The organism is Gardnerella sp. c11Ua_71, assembly GCF_055818025.1.
The window spans coordinates 257,650-273,261 of record NZ_JARFVR010000003.1 but is presented as its reverse complement, the minus strand read 5'-3'; the positions used below and the strand labels follow the sequence as shown (position 1 = coordinate 273,261).

General features: G+C 41.8%; 11 protein-coding genes. All 11 read right to left on the bottom strand.

What is annotated here, in order from left to right:
• Positions 1–4: 4 nt before the first annotated feature.
• The 11 genes from P0106_RS03625 to P0106_RS03575 all read right to left on the bottom strand — a co-directional run bounded on the left by P0106_RS03625 (position 5) and on the right by P0106_RS03575 (position 15,568).
• Positions 5–397 carry a hypothetical protein gene (locus tag P0106_RS03625; protein WP_004114689.1) on the bottom strand — a complete coding sequence of 131 codons (393 nt, stop codon included), beginning with the start codon at positions 395–397 and terminating at the stop codon, positions 5–7.
• Positions 394–2,403: an ATP-binding cassette domain-containing protein gene (locus P0106_RS03620; protein WP_014554440.1), complete on the bottom strand. Its 2,010-nt coding sequence runs from the start codon at positions 2,401–2,403 to the stop codon at positions 394–396. The genes P0106_RS03625 and P0106_RS03620 overlap by 4 nt, the downstream gene beginning before the upstream one ends.
• An 869-nt stretch (positions 2,404–3,272) precedes the next feature.
• Entirely contained in the window at positions 3,273–4,700 is a 1,428-nt protein-coding gene (locus P0106_RS03615; protein ID WP_004117453.1) for a class I SAM-dependent RNA methyltransferase, read from the bottom strand.
• Between the two features lie 55 nt (positions 4,701–4,755).
• On the bottom strand, positions 4,756–5,529 hold the full coding sequence (locus P0106_RS03610; RefSeq protein ID WP_014554438.1) for a DUF3159 domain-containing protein: 774 nt from the start codon (positions 5,527–5,529) through the stop codon (positions 4,756–4,758).
• Positions 5,530–5,585: 56 nt separating this feature from the next.
• Positions 5,586–6,392 (bottom strand): DUF3710 domain-containing protein, encoded by an 807-nt coding sequence (locus tag P0106_RS03605; protein ID WP_004114681.1) that lies wholly within the window; start codon positions 6,390–6,392, stop codon positions 5,586–5,588.
• Between the two features lie 123 nt (positions 6,393–6,515).
• Complete coding sequence (locus P0106_RS03600) at positions 6,516–7,379, bottom strand: exodeoxyribonuclease III (protein WP_004113341.1); 864 nt, start codon at positions 7,377–7,379, stop codon at positions 6,516–6,518.
• Between the two features lie 149 nt (positions 7,380–7,528).
• The gene (locus P0106_RS03595; protein ID WP_116437078.1) at positions 7,529–9,556 is read right to left on the bottom strand and encodes a dipeptide ABC transporter ATP-binding protein; all 2,028 of its coding nucleotides are present in this window, start codon (positions 9,554–9,556) and stop codon (positions 7,529–7,531) included.
• Positions 9,557–9,579: 23 nt separating this feature from the next.
• Positions 9,580–10,554 carry an ABC transporter permease gene (locus P0106_RS03590; RefSeq protein WP_004114677.1) on the bottom strand — a complete coding sequence of 325 codons (975 nt, stop codon included), beginning with the start codon at positions 10,552–10,554 and terminating at the stop codon, positions 9,580–9,582.
• Between the two features lie 12 nt (positions 10,555–10,566).
• A complete protein-coding gene (locus P0106_RS03585) occupies positions 10,567–11,493 on the bottom strand; it encodes an ABC transporter permease (RefSeq protein ID WP_004114675.1) in 927 nt (308 codons plus the stop codon).
• A 232-nt stretch (positions 11,494–11,725) separates the two neighbouring features.
• Complete coding sequence (locus P0106_RS03580) at positions 11,726–13,357, bottom strand: peptide ABC transporter substrate-binding protein (protein WP_102720762.1); 1,632 nt, start codon at positions 13,355–13,357, stop codon at positions 11,726–11,728.
• 543 nt (positions 13,358–13,900) lie between these two features.
• Positions 13,901–15,568, bottom strand: a complete 1,668-nt coding sequence (locus tag P0106_RS03575) for a CTP synthase (protein WP_004113351.1) — start codon at positions 15,566–15,568, stop codon at positions 13,901–13,903.
• Between the last annotated feature and the right edge of the window lie 44 nt (positions 15,569–15,612).

Here is a 15,612-nt window from a genome sequence, read left to right as displayed (position 1 = left end):
AAGATTACCTTTTAACAAATGAAACTAAAAATTTCCGATCTCCTTTTACAGAAATCTTACTATCTTCACCAATAAAAATTTTAGGACTCTCTTCGTAGATAACAGCATTTTTAACATTTCCTGGCTGTTTCTGAGCACGCACAAAAAGAGCATCATCAAGCTTGTACAGCTTTCCAGCAAAGCGTATCTCTCCTTTGCCTCTCTTTGCATAAATAGCATACACTCCTGGCTTTAACGATAAGTTATCGTTATTCTTATAATCTCCTGAAACTAGTGTTGGCAAATCATCACGAATTATACCAAAACGAACATTATTTGTCTTATACCCTACATACAGCAGACTGATAAGACCGAGGATTACTATGGTAGCTGCAAATATCCATTTTTTGCTTTTCATTTCTTAATCACATCCAAATCTATTATTTCATCAGCAATTTTATCGAACATTGCATCATGAGTAACAATAAAAATCATCGCAGTCTTTTTTAACTCCAAGACTTTGTCTATAAAAATCTTCTTAGAAGAATCATCCAAGTTTGAAGTAGGCTCATCAAAAATATACACATCTGCTTCTTTATTCAAACTTCTAGACAATAAAACCTTCTGTCGTTCCCCTTGCGATAAATTCACACCGTTATAAAAAATTATCTTATCTAAATCAAGTTTAAAAATATTATCTACTGGCTGTCTTGCATTCTTATAAATATCATATGCAACATTCTTACCAATAGAAGCATAGTTTAAAAATTGATTTTGCTGATAACAACTTATTCTACTCTGAATCATTTCTATTGGATAACCATACAAATCCCTATCAGAGTCATAATAATGCACACTTCCAGCAGACACTGGTACTACGCCCATAATAACATACATTAAAGTCGATTTGCCTATTCCATTCTTCCCTTTAACCAAAATCAAGCTATGACTACGAAATTGCTTTGATATTCCAGAAAGGACTGAGACTGAAGTGTCTTGACTGTACGAAACTGAAACATTTTCTAAAGATATTCCAGTAATAGTAAAATCTGCTGCATTGTTTCTATCAATAGCAGGTGGTTTACGATAATGGGAATCAAGCGAAGAATATCTCTCCAAATCTAAAAATTTTTGTATAGCGGGCTTGCCAAGACTATAAACCATATAAACGATTACAAAGCTGATAAAAACGCTGACAACTTTCATATCCATTTTGATGGAATACATAAGCATTACATAAACAAAAATCAAACTTAAATTCAGATACATAACCCCATCATAAAGTGTCAAAATATGAGCTGTGCTTTCTCGCTGTTTAGCAAATGAATCTTTCACTTTGAGCAATATGCTTTTCAGATAAGTAGATACTTCCTCTTTACTTGAGAATATGGATCTATCCAGCTTATTATGAATCGATTCCTCAATGAAAACAGAAAGCTCTCCCATATTATTGAAATAATTCCTATTATAATTTTTTCTTGTCACGATGCCTTTTTTGAAGATAATGACGTAGGTAAGCATGCATACGATCGACAACAAAGCTATCCCTCTACTAAAAGCAAAAGTCGCACTAAAAATAAGAACTACACAAACTAATTCGAAATATGAAAGATACCTCTTTAACTGCCAGTCCGACGCATTAAAATTATTCCAAAACTTTATCAGCCTATTATAGATATTCTCATCTTTTTCACTTAACTGGTCTATATCTTCCAAAAAAGAAAAAGCCAACGCTTCTTGCTTTAGAGAATCTTCATTTGATACAATTCCATTATATTCCGTCTTTAATTTTACATAAATACACGTGAGCAATGTCTCAAAAATAAAGATTACCAATACTTGCCATATAACTAGATTCCGCAATTGATAAATCAAAAAATATTGAATTGAGAAAATAATTATAATTGGAATTATGCATAACAACACTGTTAAATATAAAAGATCAACATGTAATTTAAGATTCTTTTTTACATGACTATGTTTTTGCAGTAACTTTTCCTGATGAGTACGCTCCACAACATTTTCAATTATGAAAACATACCCTTTAAATACCCCTTTTAACTCGTTTAAATTAACCTGTTCTAGAACTACATGCGAAGGATCAGATACAATCGCTTTACCGTCTTTAACACCATACGATAGAATATAATGATTTTCGCCATTGCTATCAACCAGTAATATCATAGGCTTAGTAAAATCAAGAAGATGAAAATCTTCAACTTCATAACTAGAACCGTAAACTCCGAATTGTTTCAAAACCTCTTCAATATTAAACAAAGATAAACCTTGCTCAATATCTAAACTAGAAACAACCGATTTAAAACTTCTTTCATTAAATCTATGATAATTTTCTAGCAATGATTTGATAACTGCAATACCGCAATCTGAAGTCAAATTTTGCATATTATGAGGATAAGCCACCATCTATTGAGCTCCTCAAAGTTTCAAGGCGTGGAGGCTATCATAGCCTCCAAGCTACAGATTTAATCACAAATGTTAAAAAGCATCATACAATCAAATCAATTTTCTCAAATACTAAATTACGCAAACAGATTACAGTTAGAACACTACAATGAGACTAACCTAATCTACTGTTGTAATGAAATCTGGTAATATAATCATATGCAGAACTAGAGAATCATCCCCAGCAGATGAAACCCCAGACAACGCACATCCATCCAGCTCTAATCGAGCGAGATTCTTCTAGTGTTAGCTTCTTCATAATAATCATCTCCTCTCTTTCAAGTAAAAACCTCCTATAGAGCTAAATCCGCAACATCATAGACGAATGTTGCATTCTCAACTCTCACCATAGTTATAAATCATTTATAATGTCTTGTCAATACACTGCAACGAAAATGTTATAACACATATATACCAGATATTTCCACCAACTTTCATCCTGGCATTAATGTAATTATCGCGAATTATGTATGATTTTGAAAATAAAATTCACATGAAAATATGCAGACTATCCTCTATTACGATTGCTCATTTTTCTCAATTATCGGGTTATAGACCAAAAAATAAGGTACGACCACACCTTATATGTGAAATCTTACCTTATTTTTGTTTTATGACTTCAATTTCCCACTTCACCAGCTGGGTGCAAGGTGGGTGCACTTTTTAACGTTAACATCCTGTGCACTCAACCCTAGAGCGTCGACATGTTCCCTCATACAGAAAAATCACGCTCAAAAATCGCAAGAACCCAGCTTAAAGCCACCACACGCTAAACCTTTTAACGATAGACCCTGCAAACCCCTGCTACACAAGGGCAAAAATGCACCCACCTAATCAGCCTTTGACATCAATACAACACTCTCGACGTGATGAGTTTCCGGATATAAGTCGAATGCGCGCAAAGACTGAACGCTGTATCCAAGCTCTCTAAACGTGCCAACATCGCGAGCAAGACTAGTCGGATCGCAGGCAACGTACACAACAGCTCTTGCTCCAGACTTCGCAATCTGCTTACAAACTTGAGCTTTAGCACCAGCGCGCGGAGGATCCAACACAACAACATCTGGATGCGCAAATCGGCGCACAATTTTAGACGATTTACTCGCCTTAAACACCTGCGATTCAAGCGTTTGCGCAACATCCCCTTCAAGCGCTTCAACAATATCTCTGCTAAGCCCTGCGCGCCCAATGTTTCGCCTTGCGTTCTTTACAGCAATCGGCGCACCCTCAATACTAAGCACGCGCGCTGGCTCTGCAGAACCAAAAGTGCCAGTAGTACCAAGAGCACCCACAGCACTAGAAGAATCTCCTCCAACATTAGCCAAAGTCGCAAGCGGAATCGTAAACAAACCCGATCCAGAATACAAATCCCACAAAACCGTATTCTTAGTACGACCACCAAGCGCAGAACGAACTAATCCCAAAACGTAGTTCACCAAATGCTCTGGAGCTGCGCGATGAATCTGCCAAAAACCGCGGGCGTCAACATCGTAATCAAAAGTACGCATACGCGATGAATCTCCATCAACAGCAACGCGTACACGCTCACTCAACAATGCCGATCCTGCAACCAACTCATCATTTACTATAAGCGCATAATTTTCGCCAATCGCACTAAGAAGCGCAGCCTTATCATTAAAATCAAAACCATCAACTCTAGGCTCTGGAACAGCAAGACGAATTTGCGCATTTGGCGAGAAAGAACGATTCCACAAGTCCAAAGAATCCGCAACAGCCAAAACCGCGCGCGACGCAAGTGGCATAGTATCAATCGCAATGCGATCATGCGACTCGCGCTTACGCATAGACAATCGCCCTTCATCATCCGCAACCAACTCCATGCGCGTACGCCAATTAAACCCGTTAAGCTCCTCATCCCCCGGCATGCGCTCAACAGTAATATCGCTATCCGCAACATCCATATGCGCTAAACGCTGGAATTGATTGGCAATTACGGACGCCTTCCAACGAATCTGCCCAGGCAAAGAAACATGAATTAAATCCGCGCCACCAACTCCGCCACCCTGAGCCAAAGGACCAGCGAGTTTCCATTGCGGCTCCACACGATCCGCGCTAGGCTCCAAAACTTCTACAACTTCTCCAGTGAAAAAGTGCGCTTTTGCACGCATTGGCTCATCCATGCGCACAACAACCAGCTCACCAGGTAGCGCAAATCGCACGAATACAACGCGTCCGTCAAGATGACCTACGCATCTTCCTTGATCCGCATATCGCTCGATTCGCATCGTCACTTGCATAAACTACCCCTTAGTTTTGCGTTTTGTTAAGCCGATTCTCTAACGCTGATTTTTGTTAAGCTGATTTTACTTCACTTGAATTTACATCGTTTTGATCTTCGTCAATTTGATTTTCTTCACGATAATTTTCTTCGCGATTTTTATGATGAAGACGCATAAACGGCGTTGCAATAATCAAGTAAGAAACCCAAATTGCGAGCGCCCAGAATGGCAATCCCATAAGCAATCGAACTGTACCGAGCCAGACAACGTTATTCGCCAAATACAGCGGCACTTGCAAAACAAGCCTAAGCGCAAAAACACCAATCCACAATCCAGTAACATACATATACGCTCGCTTAAGCGGCTTATAATCAAGCCATTTGTGCAGCCACGAGCCAAAATTTTCCGTAGGCATTTTGCGAATCGATTCAATCACAAGCCCAAGCGCTGGCACGCGCACAATCAGAGAAATCGCAAGAAGCGCACCATACACAGCGTTTGTAATAAAGCCCATCATGTAGTAGTCGCGAGCTTGATGACTCGTCCACACCCAAATAAGGCAAATCCCTACAGAAACCAACCCACTTAGAGCACCCATAATCGACTGGCGTTGAATAAGTCTAGCTACAACTTGCAAAACTGCAAGAGCTGCAGACGCAATAACCGTTGTTTGTACGTTTCGCGTTACAACAAAGCAAATAACAAACAGCAAGCCTGGCAGCATGGATTCAATTACGCCTCGAACTCCTCCAAGGGAGTCAATAACAGAAAACGTGTTTCCTTCAGATCCAATAGAAGCCAAAGAGGCTAATCCTGAGCGTTTTTTGCCGCGCGAATCTTTTTCCAAGACAATATCCTTTGCTGCCTGACTTTTACTATCGACTCTTAACTATCGACTCTTAACTATCTGATTTCAGAAAACATTGGTCCACGAGTTAGCGTGGTTTTGACTTCTACTTGCTGATCTGCACCAAGTGGACCCTTTGGACGACCTAGATTTTCTTCAGAATCGTCAGAACCAGCAGAACCATCTTTACCTGCATTACTTGGAGCAACCAAATCGTGCATTGGAATCATATCTCTAGGAGCAAGTGGCTCTGTTCCGCGGTCTATAACAATATCACTAAACCACTTGTTAAGAAGCACAGTCTCTTCGCTTGTTTTTTGCGACTCTAAAGCAGCACTCCCAGAAAACACTCCGCGAAGCATCCAACGCGGACCATCCACACCAACAATTCTAGTTTCCACTGTCTTATCGTCAACCTTGACTGGAAGTATGAGTTCCTTGCCAAAAACTCCATTCGCTTCCCTAGCATTAGAGTTTCCCTTAAGCAAATCCGCACGAACTTCACTCCATATTCCTTCTGTTTTAGGAGCTGCAAATGCTTCAACCTCAATGCTAGAAGATTTATATGTAACAGTTATGCCAAGAACTTGACCAGTTTCACGCTGCTTTTTTACTCGCAACTCTATACCTTGTAAATATGGTATATATATGGAGCCGAAATCAACATAAGTACCTAAATTAGGTAGTTTCTCATCAGACATGTCCCATGGACCTCTAAGACTTCCGCGTCCTAAGTACGTGTCTGCATCATATCCGCCTGCAGTCAGATCGCTTAGAGCGGAATTTTGGGATTGAAATTCTGCAAGATTCTCAGCATCATCTTTGGCAGCTTTCGACTTGCGCTTGGATTTAAACCATCCCATGGCTCCTCTTTTCTAATGGATTCTTCTTAATAAGCTCTAATTGCCATTTTTCGATGAATACTTTACATATTTCTAATGGCTATTTTTACTCAACTTCACCAGCCTATCACAAGCAAAGCAAAATCACACATTATATTTTATGTTTAAAGCAGCATGGTCAGACCAGCGAGAATCGTAGCTTTGAGCACGATCAATCACGAATCCGCACGCAGTTTCTGCAATTTCAGGTGTTGCAAACTGATAGTCTAATCGCCATCCAACGTTATTATCAAAAGCTTTACCTCGTTGACTCCACCAAGTGTATGGTCCTTGAATATCGCCAGCAAGCATACGCATAACGTCCACAAATTCATACTCGTTAATCCAACGATCAATATAAGCGCGTTCCTCTGGCAAAAATCCAGCACTTTTCTCATTCGCTTTAGCGTTTTTAATGTCAAGAGGCGTGTGTGCAATATTAAAATCACCGCATAAAATCGCCTGATTTCCGCCACTTGCAGCAATATCTCTAAGCTCCCCTAATCGCTTTAACATAGTATCTAGAAAGCGGAATTTTTGCTGCATTTTCTGTGGATCATCAACGTTTCCAGCGTGAACATACACAGATGCAACAGTAATATCATACCCTTGCGGAGTATGTACGTCGGTTTCTACCCATCGCCCAGAATCAACGTCTTCACTTAAACCAGGCAAACCGTAACGCTGCTCTACAACTGGCAAAGTCGTTACAAGCGCCACACCAGCTCTACCTTTTATTTCACAAATCTGATTTGTAACAGAAAATCGCCTGTCATTTTGACCAGATTCACCACTTTTAGACGTATACAAATCCTTGATTTTACTCATAATCGGATCAATCGCATCTTGCGGAGCGCGAACCTCTTGCATACACCACACATCTGGCGTGTGATCTTGAACCCAATCGAGCATCCCCTTGCGCCAAGCCGCACGAATCCCATTCAAATTTGAAGTCGTAATTGTAATCATAAGTTCCACTCTAATATGCACACAACACAAAGTACGCAAAAATAAAGGTGCAGAAGTTTTGACTCCTACACCTTTATTTTAAATTTAAATTTATTTTAAATTTATAGTTTATAAGACACTAGTTTTAAGGCCCATAAACCAGCTTGCGACTAATCCAAGCCAAGTTCCAAATTTCCACCTGGAATTGCATCGAGAAGATCGCGAGTGTACTCCTTTTGAGGATGATCAAACACTTCGTCGGTTGTAGCATGCTCAACAAGTTTGCCATGTTGCATAACAACAACCTCGTCCGCAATCTGACGAACAACAGCCAAATCGTGAGTGATGAACAAGTAGCTTAATCCTCGCTCCGCTTGCAAATCGTTAAGCAAATGCAAAACCTGATCTTGCACAAGCACATCCAAAGCAGACACAGCTTCGTCGCAAACGATTACATCCGGATCCAATGCCATAGCACGCGCAATCGCAATGCGCTGACGCTGTCCGCCTGAAAGCTCGTTCGGGAAGCGAGTCATAACAGAAGCAGGCATACGAACCATGTCCAAAAGCTCGCGCACACGATTCTGTCTACTCTTTTTATCGCCAATCTTATGAATTCGCAAAGGCTCTTCAATAGAACGATAAATCGAATACATTGGGTCTAGCGAACCATAAGGATTTTGGAATACTGGCTGCACATGTCGACGGAAGTCAAGCAAATCAGCACCCTTGAAATCAGCAATATTCTTGCCTTCGTAAGTAACTGTTCCACTTGTTGGATTTAGAAGTCGCAAAACCATGTTTGCAACAGTAGACTTACCAGAACCAGACTCACCCACGATTGCCAACGTTGTTCCGCGCTTAATCGAGAACGAAACATCGTCAACAGCCTTGAAAAGCTCCTTCTTGCGCGGAAGCTTAAACTCGCGAGTTAAGTGATCGACTGTAATAATATGCTCGCTCTTTTCAAGAGCTTGCTCGCCTACTACGTGATGCTCAAGCAAATTATCCGCGTTACCACCATGCTCCTTAACAGAAATGATTCGTTGAGAAGCAAGACTTGGAGCGGCAGCAACAAGTCGCTTAGTATAAGGATGCTGAGGATGCTGCAAAACGTCCAAAGATGGACCAGATTCAACAACGCGACCCTTATACATAACAACAACGTGCTGTGCGCGAGCTGCAGCCAAACCTAAATCGTGAGTAATAAAGAGCACAGAAGTGCCGAGAGAATCAGTAAGCGTATGCAAATGGTCCAGAATGCGCTTTTGCACAGTAACGTCGAGTGCGGAAGTTGGCTCGTCTGCAATCAGCAAATCTGGTCTGCAAGCCAAACCGATAGCAATTAACGCGCGCTGACGCATACCGCCGGAAAACTCGTGTGGGAATTGCCTTGCGCGAGTTGCTGCATCTGGCAAACCAGCTTCATCAAGCAAACCAGCAATGCGGTCTTCAACACTTGCTCCAATAACATACTTTTTGGCGATTTCCCAAGCTTTGTCGTCGTCTACGCCATACTTGATTAAATCGTCGGCAACGCGCCAACGAGTTTCGGAACCTGGAACCCACTCTTTTTTGTAGTATTCCATAGCTTCATTAAACTTTTCGGCATTTGTTTGCTCACTAAGACCAACCTGCGCCAAAGCTTGCTTTGCAGCGTTCAATAATGCGCTCAGTTCTTTAGAGCCAAGGAAGATTTCATCTTCATTGCTTTTGACTTCTACAGCGTCTCCTGCTAAAGCTTCTGCAAGTGCGGAGCGCTTCTCATGACTAACGTCAACACCATTTGCAAGAAGAGCTTCTTTAACTTGAGTTCCAATTCGCCAAACAGGATTAAGGTTGCTCATAGGGTCTTGCGGAACCAATCCCATTGCTGTACCGCGCAAAGCCGCATAATCTTTAGGCTTTAGATTGCTTATTTCTTGACCTTTAAGCTTAATAGAACCACCCGTAACGTGACCTGTTCCTGGAAGCAAGCCTAAAACCGCCATTGCAGAAGTTGACTTTCCAGAACCAGATTCACCCACGATTGCAACCCATTGACCTGGGTAAACGTTGAAGCTCGCATCGCGAACAGCGTGTACGGCTTTTTTAGAATCCGTTGTAAAGTCAACTTGAAGATTTTTAACTTCCAGCAAAGGACCCTGCTCACGTTGCATTGCAAGGGTATCTACATTTTTACGTGTTGCTGTGTTCATAATCACTATTCCTCCACGCTAACTTACGCCTTACGGCTCTTTGGATCCAACGCATCTTTTACGGCGTCGCCCATCATAATAAAGGCGAGAACAGTAATAGCGAGCGCAATAGACGGATAGAACAAAACTTCTGGATTTGTAGTAAGAACATTCCTAGCGGTAGAAATATCTACACCCCAGCTAACGGTCGTAGTCGGCAAACCAATACCAAGGAAGCTAAGTGTTGCTTCCAAAACAATGTAAGAACCAAGGGATGTTGTTCCTACAACAATGATTGGAGCCAGCGAGTTTGGAATAATATGACGGAAAAGATTACGCATTGGAGTTGAACCTAAAGCTGTAGAAGCCGTATTAAACTCAAGATTCTTGGATTCCATAACGGCACTTCTTGCGATTCGAGCAACGCCTACCCATCCAAAGAGAACCATAACAAACACGATTTTCCAAATCGACTTAGATGTGCGGAACATTTGCAAAACTACGATTGCACCCAACAGCATTGGTAGAGCCAGGAAGATATCGGTGATTCGGCTAAGAACCGCATCAATCCATCCGCCAAAGAATCCAGCCAAAGCTCCAATTAGCGAACCAACTAACACCACTAAAGCCGTTGCGAGCAAGCCAACGCTTAAAGATGTACGTGTTCCATATACAACTCGAGCGTAAATATCGCATCCTTGCATGTCGAATCCAAACGGATGTGCAGCAGAAGCTGGCTCAAGCGAATGCTCCAAAACACAGTAATTAGGATTGTGCTTTGTGAGAGCGCCTGGGAAGAGCGCAACAAAAATAATTGCAATAATCAAAATTGCAGAAACAATAAACAATGGATTTCTGCGCAAAGATCTCCAAGCATCAGCCCACATGCTTGTAGCTGGAGCAGATTCGTCTACAGAATCAACTTCTTGAAGAGGCGTATCGTCAAGAGGAGCAACATAGCGTTCCTGACCTGGCAATGTGTTGTAATTTGCATTATTTGTAATCAAATTATCTTCCATAATGTGCTCTCCTTACGCGTAACGAATGCGCGGATCTAGAGCCGCGTACAACATGTCAACAAGAAGATTGCTGACTACAAATATCAACATAAGAAGCGTAACTATAGAAACAACAAGGTTTCCTTCTCCCTTTAGAATTCCCTGATACGTAAGGAATCCAACGCCATGAATGTTGAAGATTGTTTCCGAAATCATTGCGCCGCCCATAAGAGCGCCCAAATCTTGACCTAAGAATGTAACAACAGGAATAAGCGAGTTACGCAAAATGTGTCGAACAATAACGGAACCTTCTTTTAAGCCCTTTGCACGAGCCGTGCGCACGTAATCAAGCGATATGTTTGACGAAATTTCCGACCTTGTAAGTCGAATAATATATGCCATTGAAACGGATCCAAGAACTATTGCAGGAAGAAGAAGATCGTAGAATCCAGGATCATTGCTTGCAGTAACAGGCATAATATGCCACTTAACACCAAACAAATATTGGCCAATAAAGCCAGTAACAAATGTTGGCACAGAAATAAGAAGAAGTGATACAACCAGGATTACGCTGTCGTACCACTTTCCTTTCTTTAAGCCAGAGATTATACCGAAAGCTACGCCGAACAAGGCTTCGAAAGCAAACGCCATCAACGCAAGCTTAATGGTTACTGGGAATGCGCGGCCAATCTCGTCAATTACTGGCTGACCAGCAAACGTATGACCAAAATCAAGAGTAAGCGCATTCTTTAAGAACAACAAATATTGAATAATAAATGGCTTATCCAAGTTATACTCGGCACGAATTTGCGCTTCTACAGCATGGTTAATTGGCTTATCGCCAAACATTGCTTTTACTGGATCTCCAGGCAAAGCAAACACCAAAGCGTATACCAACAATGTTGTGCCGAGAACCACAGGAATCATCTGCAAAACACGGCGCAGAACATATTTACCCATTGGTTTCTCCTTATATATTTACTTAAAAATTAGCAAAGCACACACCCAACTTGTGGCTTGCATATTGATTTAACCCAACCTAAGTAAAAACACAAAGTGCTGCCTCGAACAGCGGATAGAATTTTGTAATTTTATTCGCCATTCGAAGGCAGCAGCACGTTTTTACATGCTATTAAATTATGGTTTATTTTTTAATAGCTACTTGATATTAATAGCTACTTGATTTTGATCTTTACTTGTGGAGCTTGTAGTAAAGTGGCATATTCTGCCAATCCATTACAAAGCCCTTCAAGCTTGGAACCATAACAGCCTTAGCGTTCGAGTAGAACAGTGGTACGTATGGAAGATCCTCAAGAAGAATCTCGTTAGCTTGCTGATAAAGCTTAGTTGCCTCAGCTTGCTTAGAAGAAGAAGCCTTCTTAAGCAAAGCATCGAACTTAGGATTCTTGTAATCAGCTTCGTTAGAACCATTGCCATCTGCAGCAACGGAAGCAAATTCCTGAGTCAAGTAGTTTTCTGGGCTTGGGTAATCTGGCATCCAGCCTGCACGCCATGCACCTTTAATCTGACGCTGTTCGCATGCGTTACGGAACTCTTGGAATGTTGGAACTGGAGTGGTTTCAGCATTAATTCCAAGATGATTCTTAAGGGAGTTTACAACTGCGTCGAACACAGACTTAGCGTTGCCATCGGCGTTGTAAGTAAAGGTAAGAGGACCATCATACTTAGAGATCTTATCTGCCTTTGCCCAAAGTTCCTTAGCCTTTGCTGCATTAAACTTAAGGTTTTCGTGACCCTTAAGATCTGCCTTGTAGCCTGGAGTCAAAGGAGAAGTGAACTCGTTTGCAGGAGATGCAGTGTTGTTAAGAACCTTCTTGATGATGGTTTCACGGTCGATTGCCATAGAAACAGCTTGACGACGCAAGCGGCCTTCTTCGGTAGTTACATCGAAGTGTGGCAATTTTGCAGGAATACCGAACTGCTGGATTACGGAACCTGGACGGTTGTATGCCTTCACAGTGGTGTCCTTTTGGAAAGTCTTGGTTTCGGTATCTGGAATGTTATCGGTCATATCAAGATTGCCAGACTGAACATCGCGGTAAGCAGCGGTGCCGTCGGTGTAGATCTTAAAGGTAATGCCGTCATTCTGAGCCTTACGTGGGCCATCGTAATCTGGGTTCTTTACAAGTTCGATCTGCTTGTTGTGATCCCAAGACTTAAACAAGTATGGTCCAGAAGAAACTGGTTTTTCGCCATAAGCCTTTGGATTCTTGTAGAAGGATTCTGGAAGAGGAGCGAATGCAAGGTAACCAACCTTAATAGCAAACACAGAATCTGGCTGGTTCAAATCAACAGTAAAGGTGTACTTATCTACAACCTTTAAGCCAGAAAGCTGCTCGTCGCCCTTAGTATCATTCTTCTGCAAGTCTTCGTAGCCCTTAATGGTCTGGAAGAAGGAAGAGCACTTCTGAGCATTCTTAGCGTTTGCTACAAAGCTCCAAGCCTTAGTAAAGCTTTCTGCGGTGATTGGAGTGCCATCGCTGAACTTCTTATCTTTTTTAAGCTTAACAGTGTATTGGGTTGCATCGGCGTTTGGAGTTACGCTCTCGGCATCTTCATTTACCGTGTTGCCCTTTTCATCAAAAGTGACCAACATGGAGTTGACCAATAGAGCAGGACGACCACCAGCATTTTCGTTAATGTTTCCAGGAACAAGCTCGTTCTGAGGCTCGGAGTTGTTTACAGTAATAACAACCTTGCCACCATTTGTTTGAGCGGTCTTCGAGGCAGAAGAACCGCATCCACCGAGCAGCATAGCAACCGAGCACGCAGCTGCGGCAAAAAGTAATGCCTTATTCTTCATATGTTTTCTCCTAACGTCGGGTATGGCAGGATTCAATTAAATATCACGAAAAAGTCTCATTACAAGCTTTGCAGGCTTTTACAGGCTTAATAAATAAAATCCACCTAGTATTTATTGCCAGATGGATTCTTTGCAAAGCCAATAAGGAGGCCTCTTCGTTGATTAAAATTCAATCATACGGATTTTATTAAACAACGCAAGCTAAAAGTCTAAATGTAAAATTTACTGTTATTTTGTCTATAAATCATAAAAACAACTATTATAATAGAAAAATATTAGATTAAATCGTATTTTAGATGATATTTTGCCAAGTCTTTTACATTTGTATAGATATTACAAAAATGTAAATTTGCACTAGAAATATGTAACAATTATGTTAAACGATGCAAAATATGCAACAAGATGATTAAGTATTAATCAAAATAAAAGTGGTGTAAATTCGCACCCAAATGTACGATTCTACACCACTTAATAAATAAAATCAAATGAATATTGAAATTATTTTTAAAATATTTTTATTATATTTTCACCTATTGGTAAATACTACTTAGACTCGCTAGCCTGATGTTCAAGAGCAGCCGCCACTAAACCAGCAAACAGTGGATGAGGCTTAGTTGGTCGAGACTTAAACTCTGGATGAGCCTGAGTTGCCACATAGAATGGGTGAACTTCCTTTGGAAGCTCCACAAACTCAGTCAAATTACCATCTGGGCTTTGACCGCTAATACGCAAGCCGGCTTCACGCAAACGATCTTTATACGCCACGTTCACTTCATAACGGTGACGGTGACGCTCAGTAACATGCGTAGTACCGTAAAGCTCAGCAACAATAGAGCCTTCTTCAAGAAGAGCAGGATAAGAGCCGAGTCGCATTGTGTGACCCATATCTCCCTTACCGTCCACAATATCCTTCTGCTCTTCCATAGTTGCGATTACTGGATCGCCACAATCCTTCTCGAACTCAGTGGAATTAGCATCCTCAAGACCGAGAACGTGACGAGCGTACTCAATAACCATAGATTGCAAGCCAAGGCAAAGACCAAGCGTTGGCAAACCATGCTCGCGAGCGTAACGCAAAGCGCCAATCTTACCTTCAATACCGCGAATTCCGAAGCCGCCTGGAATAACCATGCCATCCATTTGGTCAAGAGCCGCCGCCGCACCTTCTTGAGTTTCGCACTTGTCGGCAGCAACCCAGCGCACGTTAACCTTAGCCCAGTTTGCAAAACCGCCAGCCTTAATAGCCTCAGTAACAGAAAGATATGCATCTGGCAAATCAATGTACTTGCCAACAATTGCAATGTTTAGCTCATGCTTTGGATGATGCACGCGCTCAAGCAAATCTTCCCACTCGTTCCAATCAACATCGTGGAATGGAAGCTCAAGCTCACGAACAACGTAAGCATCCAAGCCCTCGTTGAACAAAATCTTCGGCACATCGTAAATGCTTGGAGCGTCAACGCAGTTCACAACGCCTTCAGCGTCAACATCGCACATAAGCGAAATTTTGTCTTTAATGCCTTGATTAAGCGGACGATCCGAACGCAAAACAAGCGCGTCTGGAGAAATACCAAGAGAGCGGAGCATCATCACAGAATGCTGAGTTGGCTTAGTCTTTAATTCGTGAGCTGCGGCTATATAAGGCACCAAAGAAACGTGCACAAACATGCAGTTTTCAGGACCTAAATCGCGACGAACTTCGCGAGCAGCCTCCAAAAATGGCTGGGACTCAATATCGCCAACAGTACCGCCGATTTCCGTAATAATCACGTCTACATCGTCGCTAGCCTGCGCGCGCATACGCGACTTAATTTCGCCAGTAATATGCGGAATAACCTGCACGCACTGACCCAAATATTCGCCAGCACGCTCCTTACGAAGCACAGACTGATAAATCTGACCAGTTGTAACATTCGCTTTTTGACTTAAGAAAACATCGAGGAATCGCTCGTAATGACCAATATCAAGATCTGTTTCTGCGCCGTCTTCTGTAACGTAAACCTCACCATGTTGGAATGGGTTCATTGTACCCGGGTCAACATTGATATAAGGATCGAGTTTTTGTTGTAAAACGTGAAGACCACGACTACGCAAAAGTCTGCCTAATGAAGATGCAGTAAGACCTTTTCCGAGGGACGAAACAACGCCACCAGTGACAAAAATATGCTTTGTAATATGCTCCTGAGAGTTACCATGTTTTCTTCTAACCATGGAACTCCATAGTATCTTCGAGCCTCGACTCGGAAGAATAATTG

Excerpts from the sequence above, each read along its gene's own strand:
- P0106_RS03625 (WP_004114689.1), bottom strand. The coding sequence starts at position 397 with ATGAAAAGCAAAAAATGGATATTTGCAGCTACCATAGTAATCCTCGGT.
- P0106_RS03620 (WP_014554440.1), bottom strand. The coding sequence starts at position 2,403 with ATGGTGGCTTATCCTCATAATATGCAAAATTTGACTTCAGATTGCGGT.
- P0106_RS03615 (WP_004117453.1), bottom strand. The coding sequence starts at position 4,700 with ATGCAAGTGACGATGCGAATCGAGCGATATGCGGATCAAGGAAGATGC.
- P0106_RS03605 (WP_004114681.1), bottom strand. The coding sequence starts at position 6,392 with ATGGGATGGTTTAAATCCAAGCGCAAGTCGAAAGCTGCCAAAGATGAT.
- P0106_RS03600 (WP_004113341.1), bottom strand. The coding sequence starts at position 7,379 with ATGATTACAATTACGACTTCAAATTTGAATGGGATTCGTGCGGCTTGG.
- P0106_RS03595 (WP_116437078.1), bottom strand. The coding sequence starts at position 9,556 with ATGAACACAGCAACACGTAAAAATGTAGATACCCTTGCAATGCAACGT.
- P0106_RS03590 (WP_004114677.1), bottom strand. The coding sequence starts at position 10,554 with ATGGAAGATAATTTGATTACAAATAATGCAAATTACAACACATTGCCA.
- P0106_RS03585 (WP_004114675.1), bottom strand. The coding sequence starts at position 11,493 with ATGGGTAAATATGTTCTGCGCCGTGTTTTGCAGATGATTCCTGTGGTT.
- P0106_RS03580 (WP_102720762.1), bottom strand. The coding sequence starts at position 13,357 with ATGAAGAATAAGGCATTACTTTTTGCCGCAGCTGCGTGCTCGGTTGCT.
- P0106_RS03575 (WP_004113351.1), bottom strand. The coding sequence starts at position 15,568 with ATGGTTAGAAGAAAACATGGTAACTCTCAGGAGCATATTACAAAGCAT.